General features: G+C 34.8%; 17 protein-coding genes. 9 read left to right on the top strand and 8 right to left on the bottom strand.

Annotation, left to right across the window (positions count from 1 at the left end; all coding sequences use genetic code 11):
• Position 1: 1 nt before the first annotated feature.
• Positions 2-352, bottom strand: a complete 351-nt coding sequence (locus NZ853_03040) for a hypothetical protein (GenBank protein MCS7204651.1) — start codon at positions 350-352, stop codon at positions 2-4.
• A 124-nt stretch (positions 353-476) separates the two neighbouring features.
• On the opposite strand from NZ853_03040, the gene NZ853_03035 reads away from it, so the two are divergent.
• Positions 477-1001 (top strand): heme NO-binding domain-containing protein, encoded by a 525-nt coding sequence (locus NZ853_03035; protein MCS7204650.1) that lies wholly within the window; start codon positions 477-479, stop codon positions 999-1001.
• Positions 1002-1005: 4 nt separating this feature from the next.
• Here the strand turns inward: NZ853_03035 and NZ853_03030 are convergent, their stop codons facing one another.
• Entirely contained in the window at positions 1006-1194 is a 189-nt protein-coding gene (locus NZ853_03030; GenBank protein MCS7204649.1) for a hypothetical protein, read from the bottom strand.
• Positions 1195-1288: 94 nt separating this feature from the next.
• On the opposite strand from NZ853_03030, the gene NZ853_03025 reads away from it, so the two are divergent.
• On the top strand, positions 1289-3124 hold the full coding sequence (locus tag NZ853_03025) for a S41 family peptidase (GenBank protein MCS7204648.1): 1836 nt from the start codon (positions 1289-1291) through the stop codon (positions 3122-3124).
• A 6-nt stretch (positions 3125-3130) separates the two neighbouring features.
• Positions 3131-4759 (top strand): L-aspartate oxidase, encoded by a 1629-nt coding sequence (nadB, locus tag NZ853_03020; GenBank protein ID MCS7204647.1) that lies wholly within the window; start codon positions 3131-3133, stop codon positions 4757-4759.
• Between the two features lie 145 nt (positions 4760-4904).
• Here the strand turns inward: nadB and NZ853_03015 are convergent, their stop codons facing one another.
• Entirely contained in the window at positions 4905-5417 is a 513-nt protein-coding gene (locus tag NZ853_03015) for a DUF327 family protein (GenBank protein MCS7204646.1), read from the bottom strand.
• Positions 5418-5643: 226 nt separating this feature from the next.
• On the opposite strand from NZ853_03015, the gene NZ853_03010 reads away from it, so the two are divergent.
• Both NZ853_03010 and NZ853_03005 read left to right on the top strand, forming a co-directional pair.
• On the top strand, positions 5644-7350 hold the full coding sequence (locus NZ853_03010; GenBank protein MCS7204645.1) for a DEAD/DEAH box helicase: 1707 nt from the start codon (positions 5644-5646) through the stop codon (positions 7348-7350).
• Positions 7351-7354: 4 nt separating this feature from the next.
• Positions 7355-8185 carry an SDR family NAD(P)-dependent oxidoreductase gene (locus NZ853_03005; protein MCS7204644.1) on the top strand — a complete coding sequence of 277 codons (831 nt, stop codon included), beginning with the start codon at positions 7355-7357 and terminating at the stop codon, positions 8183-8185.
• Here NZ853_03005 and NZ853_03000 read toward each other — a convergent pair.
• Both NZ853_03000 and NZ853_02995 read right to left on the bottom strand, forming a co-directional pair.
• Complete coding sequence (locus NZ853_03000; GenBank protein ID MCS7204643.1) at positions 8180-11020, bottom strand: FAD-binding oxidoreductase; 2841 nt, start codon at positions 11018-11020, stop codon at positions 8180-8182. The genes NZ853_03005 and NZ853_03000 overlap by 6 nt on opposite strands.
• A complete protein-coding gene (locus NZ853_02995; GenBank protein MCS7204642.1) occupies positions 11020-11541 on the bottom strand; it encodes a TlpA family protein disulfide reductase in 522 nt (173 codons plus the stop codon). Before NZ853_02995 ends, NZ853_03000 begins: the two co-directional genes overlap by 1 nt.
• Before the next feature lie 84 nt (positions 11542-11625).
• Between NZ853_02995 and NZ853_02990 the strand changes: the two genes are divergently transcribed.
• Positions 11626-11970, top strand: a complete 345-nt coding sequence (locus NZ853_02990; GenBank protein ID MCS7204641.1) for a histidine triad nucleotide-binding protein — start codon at positions 11626-11628, stop codon at positions 11968-11970.
• On the opposite strand, the gene NZ853_02985 is transcribed toward NZ853_02990, so the two are convergent.
• Positions 11967-14468, bottom strand: coding sequence for a methyl-accepting chemotaxis protein (locus tag NZ853_02985; protein MCS7204640.1), 2502 nt, complete (start codon positions 14466-14468; stop codon positions 11967-11969). The two genes, NZ853_02990 and NZ853_02985, sit on opposite strands and share 4 nt — an antisense overlap.
• 143 nt (positions 14469-14611) lie before the next feature.
• On the opposite strand from NZ853_02985, the gene NZ853_02980 reads away from it, so the two are divergent.
• Positions 14612-15535 carry a branched-chain amino acid transaminase gene (locus NZ853_02980; GenBank protein MCS7204639.1) on the top strand — a complete coding sequence of 308 codons (924 nt, stop codon included), beginning with the start codon at positions 14612-14614 and terminating at the stop codon, positions 15533-15535.
• Between the two features lies 1 nt (position 15536).
• On the opposite strand, the gene NZ853_02975 is transcribed toward NZ853_02980, so the two are convergent.
• Positions 15537-16754, bottom strand: a complete 1218-nt coding sequence (locus NZ853_02975) for a VWA containing CoxE family protein (protein ID MCS7204638.1) — start codon at positions 16752-16754, stop codon at positions 15537-15539.
• Positions 16755-16911: 157 nt separating this feature from the next.
• On the opposite strand from NZ853_02975, the gene NZ853_02970 reads away from it, so the two are divergent.
• Positions 16912-18393, top strand: coding sequence for an NADP-dependent isocitrate dehydrogenase (locus NZ853_02970; GenBank protein ID MCS7204637.1), 1482 nt, complete (start codon positions 16912-16914; stop codon positions 18391-18393).
• A 2-nt stretch (positions 18394-18395) separates the two neighbouring features.
• On the opposite strand, the gene NZ853_02965 is transcribed toward NZ853_02970, so the two are convergent.
• On the bottom strand, positions 18396-19643 hold the full coding sequence (locus tag NZ853_02965; GenBank protein ID MCS7204636.1) for a PQQ-dependent sugar dehydrogenase: 1248 nt from the start codon (positions 19641-19643) through the stop codon (positions 18396-18398).
• Positions 19644-19737: 94 nt separating this feature from the next.
• On the opposite strand from NZ853_02965, the gene NZ853_02960 reads away from it, so the two are divergent.
• On the top strand, positions 19738-19920 hold the full coding sequence (locus NZ853_02960; GenBank protein ID MCS7204635.1) for a DUF2892 domain-containing protein: 183 nt from the start codon (positions 19738-19740) through the stop codon (positions 19918-19920).

The raw sequence follows: 19920 nt of genomic DNA, 5'->3' as shown, positions 1-19920 counted from the left end.
GTCATTTTTTCGCTTTTTCCCAAAACTGCTCAAACCATATCAAGAAGTTCTCGTAAATTTCGACTTTTTGATCCTCCAAGAGGTATACCACCTTCATGTTATGTTTTCGATCAAAAGCGATGTCATATTCTTTGTATTTGGCAATCAAGATATAATTTTTTAGACTAGGATGCCGTTCTGGAATGGTGAAGAAAAAATCAGGGATGTCGGGATCCACAGAAAGAAGCAAAACCCGATAGTCTTTAGGGAAAAGAGTTCCGAGTTTCTTTTCATAAAAATTCAGTTCTTCTTCGGTGAAAACCGCAGAATCCAAATACCTCCCTGACTGGTATATCTCAGAAATGATCTTCATAATTTCCATAAAGATAAACAATCACACATACACTCAAAATCAATAAAAACGTATCAAACCTATTAAGCCTATCAAGAAAAAAAAGACTTTACGAATCAAGTGAAATAAAGAATCTATGTTAACAATGAAAGGCATAATTGTTGAAGCAATAGAAGAACTGATTACAAAAAATTTTGGGAAAGAACAATGGCAGAAACTCTTAGAGATGTGCAACCTAAGAAAAGATACATTTTTTCTCGCAACCGAAGATGTTCCTGATACTTTAGTTTTTTGTATTATTGATGCCATTGGCAAAACCTTCAACCTCACAAACCGGCAAATTTTTGAACTATTCTCAGACTACTGGACACTTCAATACGCACCAAGAGTTTTTTCGCACTACTATGATGAATGTAAGAATGCCAAAGAATTTCTGCTAAAGATGGATGAAGTTCATTACGAAACCACCAAGACAATACCAGATGCAAATCCCCCACGATTTGAATACCACTGGAAAGACAAAAGAACCCTCAAAATGAAATACAAATCCAAAAGAGGATTGATAGACTTAATGATTGCTTTAATACATTCAGTAGGAAAATATTATAATGAGAATTTAAAGATAAGAAAGCTTTCTTCAGAAGAAGTAGAAATTGAGTTTGAATATTGAACCTTTAGATTATCTTTGTGATAACAATCATGTTTTCGTTCTTAGAAATAGGCTGGATATAAAACCCTAAATAGGGTATTTCATTTTTTAACTCTATCAGCTCTTTGAGCAATTTATATTCTGTCAAAATGATCACCTTTTGCTTTAGAAAAGAATGATAGAAAAATTCTTCTATTGTTTTTAAAGAACTCATCCAAAATATAGATCGCTATTTTTTTGTTGAAAATTCAATGACAAAGATTTTTTTTTTGTCTATAAGAATAAGATTTTTCACGTAAAGGTGTGATATGAAATTTGCAAAATCTATTTTTGTAGTTTTGATTGGTTTTAGCCTATACTTCACTTTCTGTGGATGCAATCAAGCAGAAACTCGTGAAATCCCATCAAATTTTGGAAGAAGAGAATTCGATGAAATCATCAACTATGCCCTAAATCATTATTATGATCCTAAACTTATTGATTCAAAAAGAGCTTACATAAATGCAGCAGAATTTGCTTTGAAATCTCTTCCTTACGGATTAGCAATTTATCCAGAGGAATTCTACAAAAACGTTCAAAACCTCATAAAACCCGAACGTATTGTTGAAGGAAATATCATCAAAATACAACCTGAGGATAGCTACGTCATCATTGAACCGAACTATGAACTATTAGAAGCAAAAAACAAAGCCAGAGAAGAAGAACTAAGAAAACTAGACCCAAAGCAAAGATTAGAGCTCAATAAAAAAACTCAAGAAGAAATCAGAAAAGAACAACAAATTTTAGATTCCTATTGGGATAAAACTTCTTTTAATCGGGAAGATTTCTTAAAAGTTATTCAATTCATTGAAAATAATTTAGAGAAGTATTCCCAACCCCCAAAAACCGCCAAAACAAAAAATAACGAAAAACATCCGAATTTTGGGATGAATATCGTCTATTTTACAGCAGCAAATGGTTTCTTAGCATCTTTTGATCCCCATAGTGGACTGATTGATTTGAAAAGTTGGGAAAGAATGAGAAAAGAATCAGAAGATTCTTCTTTTGAAGGAATTGGAGCTCTTCTTCGTGGTGGTGGTATATCTGATGTGGTGGTAGAGACTCCTCTTCCGGGTTCACCAGCTCTAAATGCAGGACTAAGAGCTGGAGATATCATACGAAAAGTCAATGGTGAATCCATCAGTAATTTGCCACTAAATGAAGTTGTCAAGCGAATACGTGGTCCCAAAGATACCATAGTAGAGCTTGAGATTGAAAGACCCACAGAAATGAAAACCTATGTTCTAAGAATCAAACGGGGTGTGATTGAACAAAAAGCCGTAAGTTCTATTTATCTTCCTGAGACTATTTATTATGATTTCATCAAAATGAAGATTGGAATCATCAAAATCACTTCTTTTCTTTTTGATAAAGTGCCTCAGTCCGAAATGATTCGAAAAGAATTCTATAATCTGATGGAAAAATCCGAAGGGAAGTTGGAAGGATTAATTATCGATTTAAGAAACAATCCCGGTGGTGATTTGGACGAAGCCATCAAGGTTGCGGGATTGTTTTTGCCAGAAAGATCCGTTGTTGTAGAAATTCGTGGGAAGAATAATCAAACTGAAAAACGATATAGTTCACAAACCCCTCTTGTCGTTAATAATAAAAAAATTCCTGTGGTGGTTTTAGTAAATGCGAGTTCTGCTTCTGCCAGTGAGATCTTTGCTTCTGCATTGATGGATCATAATGCAGCTCTAATCGTAGGAGAAAGAACGTTTGGAAAAGCAACAGTCCAAGGAATTCGGCGGATGAATGATGTTTTGATCAAAATCACCACTGCTCGATACTATGCTCCCAATGGATACACCATTCAAGTTTATGGAGTGGAACCTGATATTTTGATTTCGGATGAATTCGATAATTCCTTTCCTCCAAAGTTCCGTGAAGAAGACATGTGGCAACACCTACCTCAATTGGAAAAACGTCAACCTGACCCCAACCGAGAAGAGTGGGTAAAAAAACTCCAAACCATAGCCAAACCGTGGACCATTAAAGCCGAAGAATTCCTAAAACAACATCAACATGATGCAATCAAACCTGATGCCATGTTGATACGAGCTTTACCTTACATTAAAGTCATGAAACTCTACCCCAATCCTTGATGGTTAATGGAGGTGCTTTCATGTGATTTTTTAGTTATTGGAAGTGGTATTTCTGGACTTTATACCACTTATTATCTTTCTGAATTAGGAGATGTTATCCTCATAACGAAAGCTACAATATCTGAATCCAATACCTCCTACGCACAAGGTGGGATTGCGAGTGTTCTTAGCGAGCATGATTCTTACCAGAGCCATATCGAAGATACCTTAAAAGCCGGAGCTGGTTTATGCGATCCTAAAGCCGTAGAAATATTGGTAAAAGAAGGACCTACTCATATTTATAAATTATTGGAGTTGGGAGCCAATTTTGATAGAACCCCGGACGGCAAATTACATCTAAATCGGGAAGCAGGACATAGTCATGATCGCATCGTTCATTCCAAGGACTTGACGGGAAAAGAGGTTGTACATGTATTGATGAACGTCATATCAAAAAAGAAAAATGTCTTAATCTTAGAACATCACGTAGCTGTGGAATTAATCACACAATACCATGTAGAAGAAAAAGGAGACCCTATCCTCAAAGAATCTGTATGCTATGGAGCTTATGTTTATTCAAGAAAGACGTGGGACATTTTTCCCATTTATGCAAAAGCCACTATTTTAGCAACTGGAGGTGCAGGACAAGTATACCTTCATAACACAAATCCTGATGTAGCAACAGGTGATGGAGTAGCATTGGCTTATAAAGCTGGTGCCACCATTACCAACATGGAATTCTATCAATTTCATCCCACTTCATTATATAGTCCCAATCAACCACCATTTTTGATAACGGAAGCTCTGCGTGGTTATGGAGCAAAACTTCTCAACATTGATGGCGAACCTTTCATGCATCGATATGATGAAAGATTAGAACTCGCTCCCAGAGATGTTGTAGCAAGAGCTATCGACGCGGAAATGAAAAAAACCGGATCCCCACATGTATATTTAGACATAACCCACAAAAATCCAGAGGAAACCAAAGAAAAGTTCCCAACCATTTATCAAACATGCTTGGAAAGGGGGATTGATATTACAAAACAATGGATTCCTGTTGTGCCAGCTGCCCACTATATGTGTGGTGGTGTAGAAGTAGATCTCTGGGGAAGAACTAAACTAAAAGGTCTCTTTGCAGTAGGAGAGGTGGCTCATACGGGAGTTCATGGAGGAAATCGTTTGGCTTCTAACAGTTTATTAGAAGGCTTAGTGTTCGGTTATCGGATTTATCAATACTTAAAACTAAACCCAATAATGAAACAAAATAAAAAGATCAAGCCTTGGAACAAAGATGGACTAAATAACCCAGAAGAATGGATTTTAGTTCAACATAATCTCCAAGAAATCAAAACCATTATGTGGAACTATGTTGGAATAGTTCGATCCAACCTTCGACTACAACGAGCTCTGCGAAGACTTGAACTTCTTTACGACGAAGTCATGGACTTCTACAGAAGAACAGTAATTCAAAACAAAATATTAGAACTAAGAAACATCACAATAGTTGCTAAAATCATCACTCTTTCTGCTTTACACCGAAAAGAAAGCCGCGGACTTCATTACTCTACCGATTACCCAGAAAACAAAAAACCTTCAAAAGAATACACTCGTATTCTACGACTACCAGAAAAAGAATTCTATATACTAAAACAATAATTTTTAAAGCCAAAATTAATAAAAAAACCAACTTACTCAACCACAACAAAAATTAAAACACCTTAAACATCACTTTTTGATTTCAATCATATGCTTTTTATAAAAACAAAAGAGTGGGTTTTGGCTAAATTGAAAAAACTTTACTTTAACTTCGCATATCAATTAACAATCCTCGAATTTCACGTAGGTTTCTGAGAATTTCAAACGCTGTATTTCTTTTGGATTGAATGGCTAACGTCATTTTGTGAAGTTTTTCATCGATGATTTTCACATAAGAAAGAAGAAACTCTTTACCAGCGGAATTTTTTCGTTTGAGGGTCTGGATTTTGACATTCTTTTCAATCTGGAGTTTTGCAATCTGTCTTACTAAGTTTTTGTATTCTTCTAATATATCTTCTGTGGGATTTTTGATTAATTCACTTTCAACTTCAGGAAGCCTTACCCAAAGTTGATGCAATTCCGGCTCTTTTTTTGATGGGATAAATTCCTCTAAGATTTCTAAAAAATTCGATTCTTTTGGTTTATGATTTTCTTTGTCTTCAACACGTTTTTCTTTTTTTGTTTCTTTTGTTTCTCTGGTAGATTGAGCATTTGTCTGAGTCAATCTCCATGAACTTGATGTTTGATTTTTTACAATTCCTTGCTCGATGGAAATCATATATTTCCCTTCGGAATTTATTTTATTTTGTCATGATTTGTTTTTTCTTTTTTCTCTTTTTTCAATAATTTTTAGATTTTCATTTACACATTGAAATCTGAGTTGATAAATTTTCAAACATTCAGCGAAATTTTACTTGACAAACAAAAGGAATTTCAATTGTCATATCTTGCTTAAGTTTTTCTTTTCTTAGTTAATAAAAATTTTAAGGAACAATATGCCAAACATTAACAATCCTTTAATTGTTCAGTCTGATAAAACCTTACTCTTAGAGGTTCATAACCCTCGATTTGAAGAATGCCGAGCGTTTTGTAGTAAATTTGCGGATTTAGAGAAAAGTCCTGAACATTTCCATACTTATCGAATAACACCATTGTCATTGTGGAATGCTGCCTCAAGTGGTATGACGGCAGAGGAAATCTTGAATGGTTTAGAAGAATTCACTAAATATCCCCTACCCAAAAATGTCATCAAAGAAATCCAAGAACAAATCTCACGATATGGAAAAGTAAAACTCGTAAAAGAAGAAGATGGTGAGCTTTATATCATTTCCGAAGAACCTAACTTTTTGAAAGAAATCGCTCATCATAGAGCTATCCAAAACTTTATCAAAGAAGTTCAACCAAATCGCATTGCTATTTTAAAAGAATACCGAGGACACATCAAACACGCATTGATTAAAGTTGGTTATCCCGTTGAAGATTTAGCTGGTTATGAAGAAGGGGCTGCGTATCATTTTAATTTTCGAGCTGTTACTCGTTCCGGAAAGTCTTTCGGAATGAGGGATTACCAACGTAAAGCTGTCGAAATCTTTCATGCAGGGGGAAGTAAATACGGAGGATCGGGTGTGATTGTTCTTCCCTGTGGAGCAGGAAAAACTATCGTTGGTTTAGGTGTGATGCAATTGGTCGGAGCTTACACATTGATTTTAGTTACGAATACTTTATCCATTCGGCAATGGAAAAACGAAATCTTAGATAAAACCGACATTCCAGAAGAAGACATAGGGGAATACAGCGGCGAAAAGAAAGAAATTCGTCCCATCACGATTGCCACCTACAATATCGTAACCCATAGAAAGAAAAAAGGAGGCGAGTTTACACACTATCATCTTTTTAGTGCTGCCAACTGGGGACTAATTATTTATGACGAAGTTCATTTGCTTCCTGCTCCCGTTTTTCGTTTGACCTCGGAATTACAAGCAAAGCGTAGATTGGGATTAACTGCTACCTTAGTTCGAGAAGATGGATTAGAAGAAGATGTTTTTTCTCTGATCGGACCAAAAAAGTATGATATCCCATGGAAGGATTTAGAAAAGCTCTCTTGGATTGCCAGTGCTAAGTGTATAGAAATCCGTATAGACATGGATGAAGAACTTCGTGCCAAGTATTCTGTTTCTGATGATCGCGAAAAGTATCGAATAGCTTCTGAAAACCCATTAAAGTTAGAGGTTATCAAAGCCATTTTGGATGAACATGAGTGGAATAATGTTCTCATCATTGGTCAATATCTTGATCAGTTAAATACCATAGCCAAACGATTCAAACTACCTATCATCACAGGGCAAACCCCCCTATCAGAAAGGGAAAGACTTTACAAAGCCTTCCGAGAAGAAAAAGAACCCTGTTTGATTGTTTCGCGAGTAGCCAATTTCTCTATTGATCTACCTGATGCTCGTGTTGCCATTCAAGTCAGTGGAACTTTCGGCTCACGCCAGGAAGAAGCTCAACGATTAGGAAGGATACTACGCCCAAAAGGGAAAGACAATATGGCATACTTCTATACGATTGTATCAAGAGACACAACCGAAGAAACCTTTGCTCAAAATCGCCAACTATTTTTGACAGAACAAGGCTATGAATATCAAATCTACACATTTGAGGAATACCAAAAAATGAAAGGGAAAGCAAAAGAAATCATAACTCAGAGGTAAACCTATGAAGAAACTAATCTTTATTACAGGCTCTACCGATGGAATTGGAAAAGCTTTAGGAATTGAGCTTCTGAAAAAAGACTACGAAGTCATTTTTCACGGAAGAAAACAAGAACGATTGAATCAAACACTAAAAGAAGTCAAAGATCAAACAGGAATCACCGTCAAAGGTTATCTTTCGGATCTTGCGGATTTTGAACAAGTCACAAGGATGTGCGAAGACATCCAAAAGGATTTTGATAAAATAGATGTCTTCATTCACAACGCTGGAACGTATGAACAAAGGCTTCAATGGAATCCCGACAAGATCGAAAAAACCATGGCAGTAAATTTTGTTTCAAACGTTTTGATAAATGAAAAGTTATTTTCTTTTTTCAGTAAATCAAAAGAAGAACGAAAGCGAAATAATGATCCCATGCGAATTATCTTAGTAAGCAGCATTGCCCATCAAAGTGGAAGGTATTCCTTCAACGATTGGTTTTATCCGAAAAGTTTCAATGGCTATATGGCTTATGCTAATTCCAAAATGGCACAAATCATGTATGGCTATTATATAGCTGACATCTATAAAGATCATTCTATTACGGTGAACTCATTACATCCGGGAGTGATTGATACAAAAATACTAAGGGAAAATTTCGGCATGAGGGGAGCTCCCATAACCGAAGGGATAAAAACCTCCCTGTATTTAGCCACATCCGATGAAGTCAAATCGATTACAGGAAAATATTTCAATAATAGCAGAATCGATAAAAGCTCATCGGAAACCTATATAAAATCCCACCAACAAGAACTCTACATGAAAACAAAAGAAGTAATAAAAAAATATTTATAATAGGCTCATAAAAATATAATACAAATGGTGCTTGAAGTTCTTTTTAGTCCCAATGGTCAGACCTAATTCGCACGTAAGATTACTACTTACATAGCCATCGTATTGTTTTGTCTCTAACCTTTCTTTGATTTGTTGAGTAGATGACTTCATGACGTCGGGGGTGTATATGCCTTTATCTCCTGCAAAACCACAACATTCTGAAAATGAAGAAACTTCTACTTTTTGAGCGATAGGCGTCAGAATAGAAATTAGTTTTTTTGTCGCATTCAACTTTTGAACAGAACAAATATTTTGGACATAAAGTGTTTGATAGACTTTCCGAAAACGATGGGGAAACTGCTTTTGTAAGATTTCTATCCACTCAATTGAATCAAGAAATTGAAAATCTTTATACTCTCTTTTGATTTTGAATACATATGAACAAGAAGTATTCTCAACGATGATGGGTATTTTCGGATCAACTCTTTCAAGAAAATTTCGGGTTTTTTGAATCATTTCTTTTTGTGCATCAAGAAATCCTTTACTTTCATAGGGTTGGGAGCAACATAAACCCTGTGTGGGAAGAACCTCAACCCGGAGGGAAAGTTTTTCGGCAATCTTAGGAACGAGCTCCACTAAATCATAACCATTGTGAGTTCCAAACACCCTACTCAAACAAGTGGGGAAATAATAAAAATCAGGTTTTGTTGATTTGCTTGTTTTGAGGGAGTTTTTTATCAACTTCTTCCATTTAGAGGGAGGTGGCAGCTCTCTATAATAAACAGGTGTCTTGAGGATTTGATTCAAGCGATATGTGAGTGACTCAAAATATGAAACAAAAAAAGAAAAAATCTTCTTGAGAAAGAAAACCAAAGAAAGTTGGAGTCGTATAAACTTCTCGATAAAATAAAAAAACTTCACCGACTTCTTCGCAATCTGGTTGGATAGGAGACCGTGCTCTTTGTCTTTGATGGATTTTACCAAATTTCCTGTATTGATCTTTACTGGGCATGGTGTTTCACAAAGACCACATTTCACACAAGTTTCGAAAAAATAATGCTCAAAATCATGAAGATGTGCATCTAAAAATTTTGGGTTTCGTATTGTTTCTCGATAGAGTATGATTCTTTTACGGGGTGTTGTGGTGAGATTCTTACTCGGACAAACCGATTCACAAAAACCACATTCAATACACTTTTCAGAGAGTTCATTTTGGATTTTCCAAAAATCATTTGCAACGACATTTTCTTCAACAAACTTCGGAATTTGTTTTAGATTTTCAATATGAGCATTTGGATTAGGATTCAAAATCACACCCGGATTCAAAATCCCATTTGGGTCTAAAAGAGTTTTGATTTCGTGCATGATTTCATAGAGCTCCCTACCCCATTCTTTTTCCACAAAAGGGGCAATATTTCTTCCTGTGCCATGCTCAGCCTTTAAAGAACCCTGGTATTTATCCACAACCAGTGAAACCACGTCTTTAAGAAATTCATCATACTGACGTATTTCCTCTTTGGTTTCGAATTTTTGTGTGATCACAAAATGCAGATTTCCATCTTTGGCATGACCAAAAATGATGGCATTTTCATATCCATGTTTTTTGAATAAAGCCTGTAGATCCAACGTTGCATATGGTAGTTTCTCCAAAGGGAACGCCACATCTTCGATGATTACAGTGGTTCCCTTTTTTCGGACTGCCCCAACACTGGGGAAAAGCCCTTTTCGTATATTCCACAAAATATTTCGTTTCTCTTCATCACTTGAAAAATCCGAAGGAATCACTAACTTTAAGTTCTGGATTTTTTGAGGGAAATCTTTTTGAAATTCTTCTAAATCTTTTGGATTTTCAAATTCAAACTCTACCAAAAGAACTGTGGAAGTTTCAGGGAGCTCTTTTAAATATTCAGGGACATAGGGAGAATTCTCCACTGAACGAATGGAAGAACGATCCATCAATTCTATAGCTACAGCGTTTAGTTTTTTCAGAAGTGGGATGGATTCACATGCTTGAAAAATATCCTCAAAACATAAAAGTCCTGTGTATTTGAAGGTTGGGTCCGGAATTGTTCGTAACTCTGCTTCGGCAATAAAACCTAATGTTCCCTCTGAACCAATCATCAAATGGGCTAAGATATCGGTAGCTCTTTCAAAATCTACAAAGGCATTCAAGGAATAACCTGTTGTGTTCTTGATTTGAAATTTGGTTTGGATTTTTTGTTTTAATTCTGGGTGATTTTCAATCTTTCTTTTGATTTTGAGAATCCCCTGATAGATTTCAGGCTGATATTTTTGCAGTTTTTCTTCACAATCAGGATCAAACGTGTCTAAGACATAACCATTTGCTAATAAAACCTTGATGTTTTTTAACGTATGGTAAGAATTGAATTCTACACCACAACACATCCCACTGGCATTATTGGCTAAGATACCCCCCATCATACAAGCATTGATGGAAGCAGGATCAGGTCCAATCTTTCTTTTGTATGGCTTCAAAAAGACATTCAAATGATTACCAATGATCCCTGGTTCGAATCGAATACTCTCTCCATTGTGGAGGATTTCGTAATTTTTCCATCCAAAAGATAGATCAACAATAATTCCTTCACCAACGGCTTGCCCTGATAAACTTGTTCCAGCAGCTCGAAACGTGAGAGGAATTTTTTCTTCATTTGCTATTTCGAGTAAAAACTGAACTTCATCGAGATTGAGTGGTCTTACAACAAGTTGAGGTTTGAGAAAATAAAAACTCGCATCATAAGAATAAGAAATCAAATCAACTTCTTTTGAAAGGATTCGTTCTTTTGGGATTTTTTTTTGGACAAGTGAAATGAGTTTTGATTTTTTAAGTTCCATCAAAAAATCGAATTTGTTGCATACCAGCGAATCTTCCACTTAATCAGAGGATTCAAACCTGTCGAAGCACTAACAATTTTATTGTCTTTGATGATAATGATAGAAGGATATCCCATGATGTTAAAATATTCAGTGATTGAATAATCCGTATCTAAAATGATAGGATAGGAAACCTTATGATTTTCTAAATAGCGAATCACGGTGTCTTTTTCTTCAATCGTGATTCCTAAAATCTCAACATGATCTTTCAAATCGTTGTATGTATTTTCCAAAAGGGGCATTTCTATTTTACAAGGCATACACCAAGTTGCCCAAAAGTTCAAAACGATGGTTTTGTTTTTCAAATCTTCTAATGTAATGATTTCTCCATTGAGTTTTTGAAACCGCAAATTAACAGTGATTTCTTGATTTTCTAACTTCGAATTCGAAATGTATAAAGGGATTCGTTGATACAGCAAATATCCAATCAAAAGGGTTATAATAAGCAAAGAAAGCCAGTTCTGTTTAATGTAATCCAACATAGCTGATTCCTTAATTCCTTCAATATTTTTAAAGTAAAACAAAAAAACATTTGAATTTAAAGAATAACATAAATTTCTTTACTTATGCAAAATTGTGTGTTTTGCCGTATTGTTGCGAAAGAAATCCCCGCAAGAATTGTTTACGAAGACGAAGACCTCTCAGCATTTCATGATATCAATCCTCAAGCTCCAGTTCATATTTTAGTAATCCCCAAAAAACATATACCATCCTTGGCTGAAATTCGACCCGAAGATGAGGGACTTCTTGGCAAATTACTTTCAAAAACATCTTATATTGCAAAAATAGCTGGTGTTTCTGAAGATGGTTATCGAGTTGTTATCAATACCAACCGAGATGCACAACAAACGGTTTTTCACTTACATATTCATATTTTAGCAGGTAGAACCTTCAGTTGGCCACCAGGCTAATTTCCTTGGATATGAAAGTATTGTAATACTTGCTCGACTTCTTGGATTTTGCTTTCTAATTCTTTTGCGATTGAGTGTATCTTTCGAACATTTTCAGTAGAACTCAAAATGGCACGGTTGATAGTAGAAATCGAAGAAGTAATTTCTCTTACAGCTAATTTTTGCTCATCTGTGCTTCTTTGAACTTCTTGAGATTTCTTTTTCACCTGATCTGTTTGTGATAATACCCCAACATTGACAAACTCTTGCTTGGTTATAACCTCAGAAATCTTTGAGCTAAGCTGATGGATTTTTTGGAATTCCTTTAAAAGTCTTCCTAATAGTTCTTTGAAGTTATTCGTAATTTGAATTCCTTGCTGAATTTGATTGCTGGAATTTTTTATCAATGTATTGATGTCTTTTATGCTACTTCGAGTTTTTTCTGCTAATTTCGATACCTCATCGGCTACCACAGCAAAACCTTTCCCATACTCACCAGCTCTTGCTGCCTCAATAGAAGCATTCAGTGATAGCAAATTGATTTGTTCTGCTATGTCTTTTACAATCCCCGTAATGGAAGTAATTTTACTTGAGGTTTCTTGAATTTCCCCCATAGCCTTGGTAATGGTATTCATTTCTTTTTCACTTTCACTTTTGAGGGTGTCTGCTTCTGCTATGATTTCTTTGATTTCTTTAAGATTTTCTTGAGCTTGTTTGATTATAATAGTCAGATCATTCACAGTTTTAGAGAGATTTTCAATCAAGTGATTTTGTTCGCTTGCATATTCTGAGATTCGATCCATGCTGGCTGAGATTTCTTCGATGGTAGCAGAGATTTCTTCCGTGGTTGCCGCTTCATTCTCAGAATCCTGGACCAACTGATTCACCAAAACAATAAAACTTTGGGCTGAGTCCTTGACCAAATTCACCACCTTTTTTGTTTGAGTAATGATTTCGTATAAATTTTCTTTCAAATTACTGATGGATATAGCTAAATCACCAAATTCATCATTTGTAATCAATAAAACCTCTCTATGAAAACGACCTTGCGATAAAAAATTTATGACTTCATTGATGTTTTCTAAGTGTTTTAGTTTTGTGTTTAGAACATAAAATATAATACCAATAAGAATCAATCCACCACTTAAAAATAAACTCACAATCAAGAAAACAGCAAACGAAATCCGCTCTTGATACAATGAAACATCAAATAGATTAGCTATTTTAAAGGGAAAAACTTTCGAACTTACATACTGCAATTCATGAGATTTTCGATTGTAAGAAATATCCTCAAAAAAGCTACTTTCTTTTTCCAAAGAAATCAAAGGACTCAAATTTATTACATTTTGATTTAAAAACTCAAGGCTGGATGAAGTCAAAATATTTCCTTTTTCATCGGTAAGAAAAAACATATTATCTTTTTCAGATTTTCTAAAGATTTTTCTTTCCAAATCATTTGCCTTCAAAAAAAGAACATGAAAGTACTCATCTTGAAAAGGTCTTATCCAAGCAAGGACTCTGATGGGTTCTCCTTTAGTTAATGTATAAGGGAAAAATGATTCTTTTTGATTACTCTTAATCCACTTTTTGATTTCTTCGATTTCATTAAGCAAATAATGAGATTGAAGATAAATAAACTCATTTTCTTTTAAATCAAAAATACCATAATCTAATACAATTGGATGAGTAGAAAGGAAATGACTATGGGATATTTTTTCTTTGGAGTTCAATTCGTTTTTCTGCATTTCGTTTTTAAGATTGATAAAGAAACTATTTAATTCATCTTTAATACTAATCAAAGTTAGAAGGGAACTTTCTCGCTGGATTTGTTTGCTCCAATATTCCCCAAACTGGGAGCTTACAAAACCAGCAGATGAGGCAAAAAAGAAAAAAACCAAAAACAAAAGATAAGATACCACATATTTAAGTTTTACAAATCTTATGTTTTCTAAGTTAGCAATTTGAACCTTAGAACGAAAGACCTCGCTATTGACTAACTTGATTACCATATACTCCAATAAAAAGTAATAAATCAATGCACCACTTGATGAAAACATGAATAAAATCGAAGTAATTACTACAAACTGAAATAAATTAAGTTCGACAAATAAACTCAATATTACCGAAAAAACAATTGATCCTAAAATGATTCTTATCAAAACATCAATACTCCTTCGTAAAGGTAAACGAAATAGTAAATTTAGATATTTTCGTAATTCTTCTTCTTTTAAACTTCCTTCATTTTCAAATATGAACTTTATCAGTCTTTTAATGGGTTTCAAAAACACAAAGGTTGATATAAAAACATATATTAAAAGAATCAAAACCGCGATAATAGCAGAAATCAAAAAACTAAAATGGATTATTTGAAAATCCAATGAAAAATAAACAATAATTGCATATATAGGCGTTAATACCCCAAATCCTATGACTTCACTCCTCAAAAGAAATTCCCAAAGAAATTTTTTGTAATTATAGTTTTTTTGATATCTTGTGAACTGAAAATCGTTGGATTTCATAAACTGACCTTCATTGGAATACTTTTCCCTAACAATCAATTATTATTGAATTTGATTGCAATTAGTTTTTTTAAATAAAGTAAATAGTTTCTTTTAAGTAAAATTTCAAATGACAATACAATGACAACAGAAATTTTGATTTTATGCCTGATCTGAATTCCATTGCTTTCCATGAAGGTGAATTTCGACCACTACGTGAATGCACTATTAATATCATGACTCATGCTCTCCAATATGGCACAATGGTATTTGGTGGAATTCGAGGTTATTACAATTCTAAGAAAGATAATGTGTTTTTATTTCGACCTTATGATCATTTTAAAAGGCTTCATAATAGTGCAAAGATTATGCAAATGAAACCCAAATATTCCATAGAAGAAATGGTAAATATTTTAAAAGAATTAACAATACGAAATCAATACAAATCCAACATATATTTTCGTCCTTTTATTTACAAATCGGCTTTGAGGTTGTCTCCAAGTCTACATGATGTAGAAGATTCTTTTTCGGTATATTCCCTTCTTCTTGATGATTATTTGGATACAAACCGTGGGCTTCGAGTAATGATCTCGAGTTGGCGAAGGATTGATGATAACATTATTCCCACTCGGGCTAAGGTATCTGGTGGTTATGCGAATTCTGCCTTAGCAAAATCCGAAGCCTTACAAAATGGTTTCGATGAAGCCATTTTTTTAGATCATCGTGGTTATGTGAGCGAAGGAAGTGCTGAAAACATATTTATCGTAAGAGATGGAGTTCTTTCAACCCCTCCTAATCATTCCGCCATCTTAGAAGGAATTACGAGAAGAAGTGTTCTCGAGATTGCTAGAAGAGAACACATCCCCGTTGAAATTCGTGATATTTCTCGTTCGGAACTTTACATCGCCGATGAGGTATTTTTCACTGGCACGGGTGCTCAAGTGGCTTGGATCGCTGAGATTGATCGACGAGTGATCGGAAATGGTGAGATCGGTCCTATCACAAAACTTCTAAAAGAAAAATATGAAAAGATTGTTTATGGGGAAGATCCCGAATATTCCCATTGGGTTGTTCCTGTTTATGGTTAGTTTAGGATTTTAATAGTGTTTCAATAGCTCTCTCAATTCCATTGAGGTTTAAAAAAAACATAGGAAAAATGCCTCGAATGGCATCAATGGTTTCGTGATCCCATTGGAATTCTCGTAGAGGATTAAGCCAGACAGATTTAGGAAAGTGTTTTTTGAATTCTCTTAACCGTTGATAACTATTTTTTATTGTCGATGAGACTTTTTGTAATTCTTCTTGAGTAAGAACTTTATCAGTAAGATAATAATATTCAAAAAAAGCATGTTGTTTATCGTAAAGCTCATAAGGATTCATACAGGCATCCCCTACGATGATGACGTGGTAGTTTTTCTGAAACTTTTTATAAAAATCTTCGATATGTATTTTCTTCTTGAAGTTTGCATGATAGAAAATCCACTCATAAATTGTATTGTGAAAATAAAAATGATGAAATTCTTTGAAATACTGAAGTTTATAGCAGGCACTAAAAAAACGATTCACTAAATTCTGAAAAGGCGTCATGCTACCACCTACGTCCATAAGCAGAATCAAAGAAATCTGATTTTTCTTCAAACGTTCAAAGACGAGCCAAGGGTCTCCTAAGTTTTCAGAGGTTTTCTTCACACTTTCTTTTATATTCAGAACCAAATTACCTGCTTTTTGGAGTTTTCGTAATTTTTTTAATGCCACTTTGTATTGCCGAACATTAAAAACTTCATTGGGATTATAATCCTCATAGTTTGAGGATGCATATTTTTCGATAGCAAGCCTTGAGGTAGAAAAATCCCCCATTCGGATACCTTGAGTAGGTGCACCACATTGTCCAAAGGGTGAGCTCCCTCTTGTTCCTATCCAAAAACTTCCCCCATGGTGTTCTTCTTTTTGTTGTTCGAGTCGTTTTTTTAATTCTTCGAAAATTTCTTTTGTTAGATAAATTTTTTGTTCTTGAATAAGAGAAACTTCTCCATGAATAGAGCTGAGCCAATTTTGAATTATATCTTCTATTTTCGAGATGTCCAATTTTTGGATTTGACCAAAGTAAGAATAAAAAACCTGATAAAACTTATCATAAAACTTTGTGTCCTTCACTAAAAGGGAACGGCTAATCAAGAAGAATCTTTCCAGGGTCAAAGCTTCATTTTGTTGGTGGAGCTCCCATAAAACCTTTAATAAATCCAAAAATTCTATCAACGAAACGGGAATTTTTTCTTTCCTAAGTGAATATAAAAAACCAATAAACATGTAAGAATAAAAATATCATAACTCTTTATCATCTACTAAATTTTAAATCAATTTAATTATACAAAACGAATTTTATATTTTAATTAAATTAATTGACGGAAAGTTTATATATAAAAATTCAAGACTTAAAGAATAAATTCTGAATAATCAAGAGAATATGCAAAACTTTACTACTATTACTGTTTCCTTAGGTGATGGTATCGGTCCAGAGATCATGAAGTCTGTTTTGAAAATCTTCGATGCTGCTGAAGTTCCCTTGAATTATGAATTTATTGAAATTGGCGAAAAAGCATACTACGAAGGATACCTTTCTGGGATTAAGCCAAAAGACTGGGAAGTCTTGAAAAAAAACAAAATTTTTTTTAAATCTCCCATAACTACACCCAGAGGCTCAGGCTATAAAAGCCTAAATGTTACAATTCGAAAAACATTTGGCTTGTATGCTAATGTACGTCCTTGTGTTTCCTATCATCCTTTCGTTTTTACCCGACATCCAAACTTGGATATTGTTATCATTAGGGAAAACGAAGAGGATTTATATGCAGGAATAGAATACCAACAAACATCAGAGGTTGTAGAAACCCTCAAGCTAATTACGTATCCCGGCTCAGAAAAAATCATTCGATATGCTTTTGAATATGCCAGAGCTTATAATAGAAAAAAAGTCACATGTATGGTGAAAGACAATATTATGAAACATTCTGATGGTTTGTTTCAGAGCGTGTTTCAAGAAATTTCCAAAGAGTACCCTGATATTGAAAGCAACTCTCAAATCATTGATATTGGCGCAGCGCATTTAGCGGATCGCCCAGAGAAATACGATATTGTAGTGACTATGAACCTATATGGAGATATTCTTTCTGATTTAGTGGCACAAATAGCAGGTTCAGTAGGAATGGGGGGTTCTGCTAATATTGGTGATCGCCTCGCTATGTTTGAAGCCATACACGGCTCAGCTCCCGATATAGCAGGGAAAAATATCGCCAATCCATCAGGTTTATTAAATGCAGGGATCATGATGTTGGTTCATATGGGTTTTGGAGAGCATGCAAAAATCATTCATAATGCATGGTTGAAAACCATTGAAGATGGCATCCACACAGCAGATATTTACCAAGATGGTATCAGCAAAAAGAAAGTAAGTACTGAAGAATTCACTCATGCAGTGATTGAACGTATCAAACATCGCGAACAACCAAAAATTCTTAAACCCGCAAACTATGAAAAATTAGGCAAAGGTATTCCCTTCTTCCCGTACAAAAGGAAAACCACAAATAAAGAACTGGTTGGAGTTGATATTTTTATTGATTATTTTGGCGAAGCTTCTGAGTTAGGAGAAAAACTGACAAACATTACGAAACACAACACAGAACTACGATTAAAAATGATAACCAATAGAGGCATGAAAGTTTACCCGAATGAGTTCACCGAGACTTTTTGTTCTAACTATTGGCGCTGCCGATTTATCTCTAAAAAGTCAATCGAGTCGAATGTAGAAGATTCGTATGTAGCCGTCAAAAAAGAAGAAATCTTAAAATTGATTTCGATACTCTACGATTCGGGATTTGAAGTAGTTAAAGTCCAAAATCTCTATCTCATCGATGGTGTTCGTGGTTTTAGTTTAGGACAAGCAGAATAACTTTATTTTTTCGTTATACGAAAGATTTTTCCTGTTTTGAAATCCCCAACCAAAACTTCACCTCGAGAAGTGATTCCAAAAGTAGAAATCAAAATGGGCCACTTACCTAAACTATATACTTGATCTTCTCTGATTTTTTCATTTGTTTCGGGTAGCTCTATTGCCCAGATTCTACCTTGAACGAAATCACCAAAGATATACTTAAACTTGAGTTCAGGGATTTCATCCGACATATAAACATACCCTCCTGTGATGGATTGTCCTTCGGAGTGGTCATAAACGTAGATAGGATCCACCAAATCTGTGCGACTGCAGAACTGTTTATCTAGATAGCATGAAAAACCTTCTTTGATGCGCCATCCATAATTTTTTCCTTTTTCTACAATCGAAATTTCTTCGAATGCATCTTGTCCCACATCGGCAACAATCAAACGTTTGGATCGGGGATCGAAACTATACTTCCAGGGGTTTCGAAGTCCGATGGCAAAGATTTCTTCTCTCCAATCAGGATTAAAACGAAAAGGATTGTCGAAAGGAATGGAGTAGGGTTTGTCCTTCGAAGGCTTAACATCAATTCGAAGCATAGCTCCAAGCAAAGTTCTTGGATTTTGGGAGTGGTTCATAGGATCATCTCGCCATCCACCATCCCCTAATCCAATGTATAAAAAACCATCGGGGCCGAATTCTAAATGCCCTCCGTTATGATTAGAATAAGGTTGTTGAACTTCTAAAAGAACTCGCTCTCTTTCGAGTTCATAAGGAAATCCTTTTTTTGTTTTTGAAGGTGATAATACAAATTCCGAAATCCTTCCGTATTTTTTCTTTTCAATCTCTACAGAGTAATGAAGGTATAAGAGTCGATTTTCTTTAAAGTTAGGATGAAAAGCAATCCCCAAAAGCCCTTGTTCAGATGAAGTTAAAACATCAAACTTTTTCAAAAGATATGATTGATTTTTGGTATTATATACCATCATTTCCCCCGTCTTGATGGTAACAAAAAGAAACTGGGAATCCAAAGGAAACTCAGCTATGGAAGTGATTTGCGGTAATCCTGAAATTATGGGTTGAAGTTGAATCAGGATTTTTTTTCTTTGGGTATCTTTTCCTTCGAACAAAGGTGCAAACTCACGAGATTGAGCTGTATATTCAGGTGTGAAAATTTCAATGATTTGATTTTGTATCCATTGACAAGAACTTATAATACCCATCAAAAAAAGCAAAATTCCCATCAGAAAAAATTTAGTTTTCATGAATTCCATTTAAATATTTTTCACTATTCGTTCCAATGATTTTTGTTTATTTTTTTTATAAATTTGATTGTCATTTAAAGAATGGAGGACTAAGATGCAAAGGAATGTTGGAACAGTAGATCGAATTATTCGTGTGGTTGTAGGTCTGGTGATCATTGTGATAGGTTTTGTGTATCAAAGTTGGTGGGGAGCCGTAGGACTCATTCCCCTATTGACAGGAGCTATTGGTTGGTGCCCTGCTTATCTTCCGTTTAATATCAAAACAAATAAATCTTAA

Source organism: Leptospiraceae bacterium (genome assembly GCA_025059995.1).
Taxonomy (GTDB): Bacteria; Spirochaetota; Leptospiria; order Leptospirales; family Leptonemataceae; genus SKYB61.
Note: the sequence above shows the minus strand (reverse complement) of the source record. Positions and strands in the feature narration are given on the sequence as shown.

Bases quoted from the DNA above. Each gene is read 5' to 3' on its own strand.
- NZ853_03015 (MCS7204646.1), bottom strand. From the start codon at position 5,417: ATGATTTCCATCGAGCAAGGAATTGTAAAAAATCAAACATCAAGTTCA.
- NZ853_02980 (MCS7204639.1), top strand. From the start codon at position 14,612: ATGCCTGATCTGAATTCCATTGCTTTCCATGAAGGTGAATTTCGACCA.
- NZ853_02975 (MCS7204638.1), bottom strand. From the start codon at position 16,754: ATGTTTATTGGTTTTTTATATTCACTTAGGAAAGAAAAAATTCCCGTT.
- nadB (MCS7204647.1), top strand. From the start codon at position 3,131: ATGGAGGTGCTTTCATGTGATTTTTTAGTTATTGGAAGTGGTATTTCT.
- NZ853_03040 (MCS7204651.1), bottom strand. From the start codon at position 352: ATGAAGATCATTTCTGAGATATACCAGTCAGGGAGGTATTTGGATTCT.
- NZ853_02970 (MCS7204637.1), top strand. From the start codon at position 16,912: ATGCAAAACTTTACTACTATTACTGTTTCCTTAGGTGATGGTATCGGT.
- NZ853_02965 (MCS7204636.1), bottom strand. From the start codon at position 19,643: ATGAAAACTAAATTTTTTCTGATGGGAATTTTGCTTTTTTTGATGGGT.
- NZ853_03035 (MCS7204650.1), top strand. From the start codon at position 477: ATGAAAGGCATAATTGTTGAAGCAATAGAAGAACTGATTACAAAAAAT.
- NZ853_02960 (MCS7204635.1), top strand. From the start codon at position 19,738: ATGCAAAGGAATGTTGGAACAGTAGATCGAATTATTCGTGTGGTTGTA.
- NZ853_03000 (MCS7204643.1), bottom strand. From the start codon at position 11,020: ATGGAACTTAAAAAATCAAAACTCATTTCACTTGTCCAAAAAAAAATC.
- NZ853_03005 (MCS7204644.1), top strand. From the start codon at position 7,355: ATGAAGAAACTAATCTTTATTACAGGCTCTACCGATGGAATTGGAAAA.
- NZ853_02990 (MCS7204641.1), top strand. From the start codon at position 11,626: ATGCAAAATTGTGTGTTTTGCCGTATTGTTGCGAAAGAAATCCCCGCA.
- NZ853_03030 (MCS7204649.1), bottom strand. From the start codon at position 1,194: ATGAGTTCTTTAAAAACAATAGAAGAATTTTTCTATCATTCTTTTCTA.
- NZ853_02985 (MCS7204640.1), bottom strand. From the start codon at position 14,468: ATGAAATCCAACGATTTTCAGTTCACAAGATATCAAAAAAACTATAAT.
- NZ853_02995 (MCS7204642.1), bottom strand. From the start codon at position 11,541: ATGTTGGATTACATTAAACAGAACTGGCTTTCTTTGCTTATTATAACC.
- NZ853_03025 (MCS7204648.1), top strand. From the start codon at position 1,289: ATGAAATTTGCAAAATCTATTTTTGTAGTTTTGATTGGTTTTAGCCTA.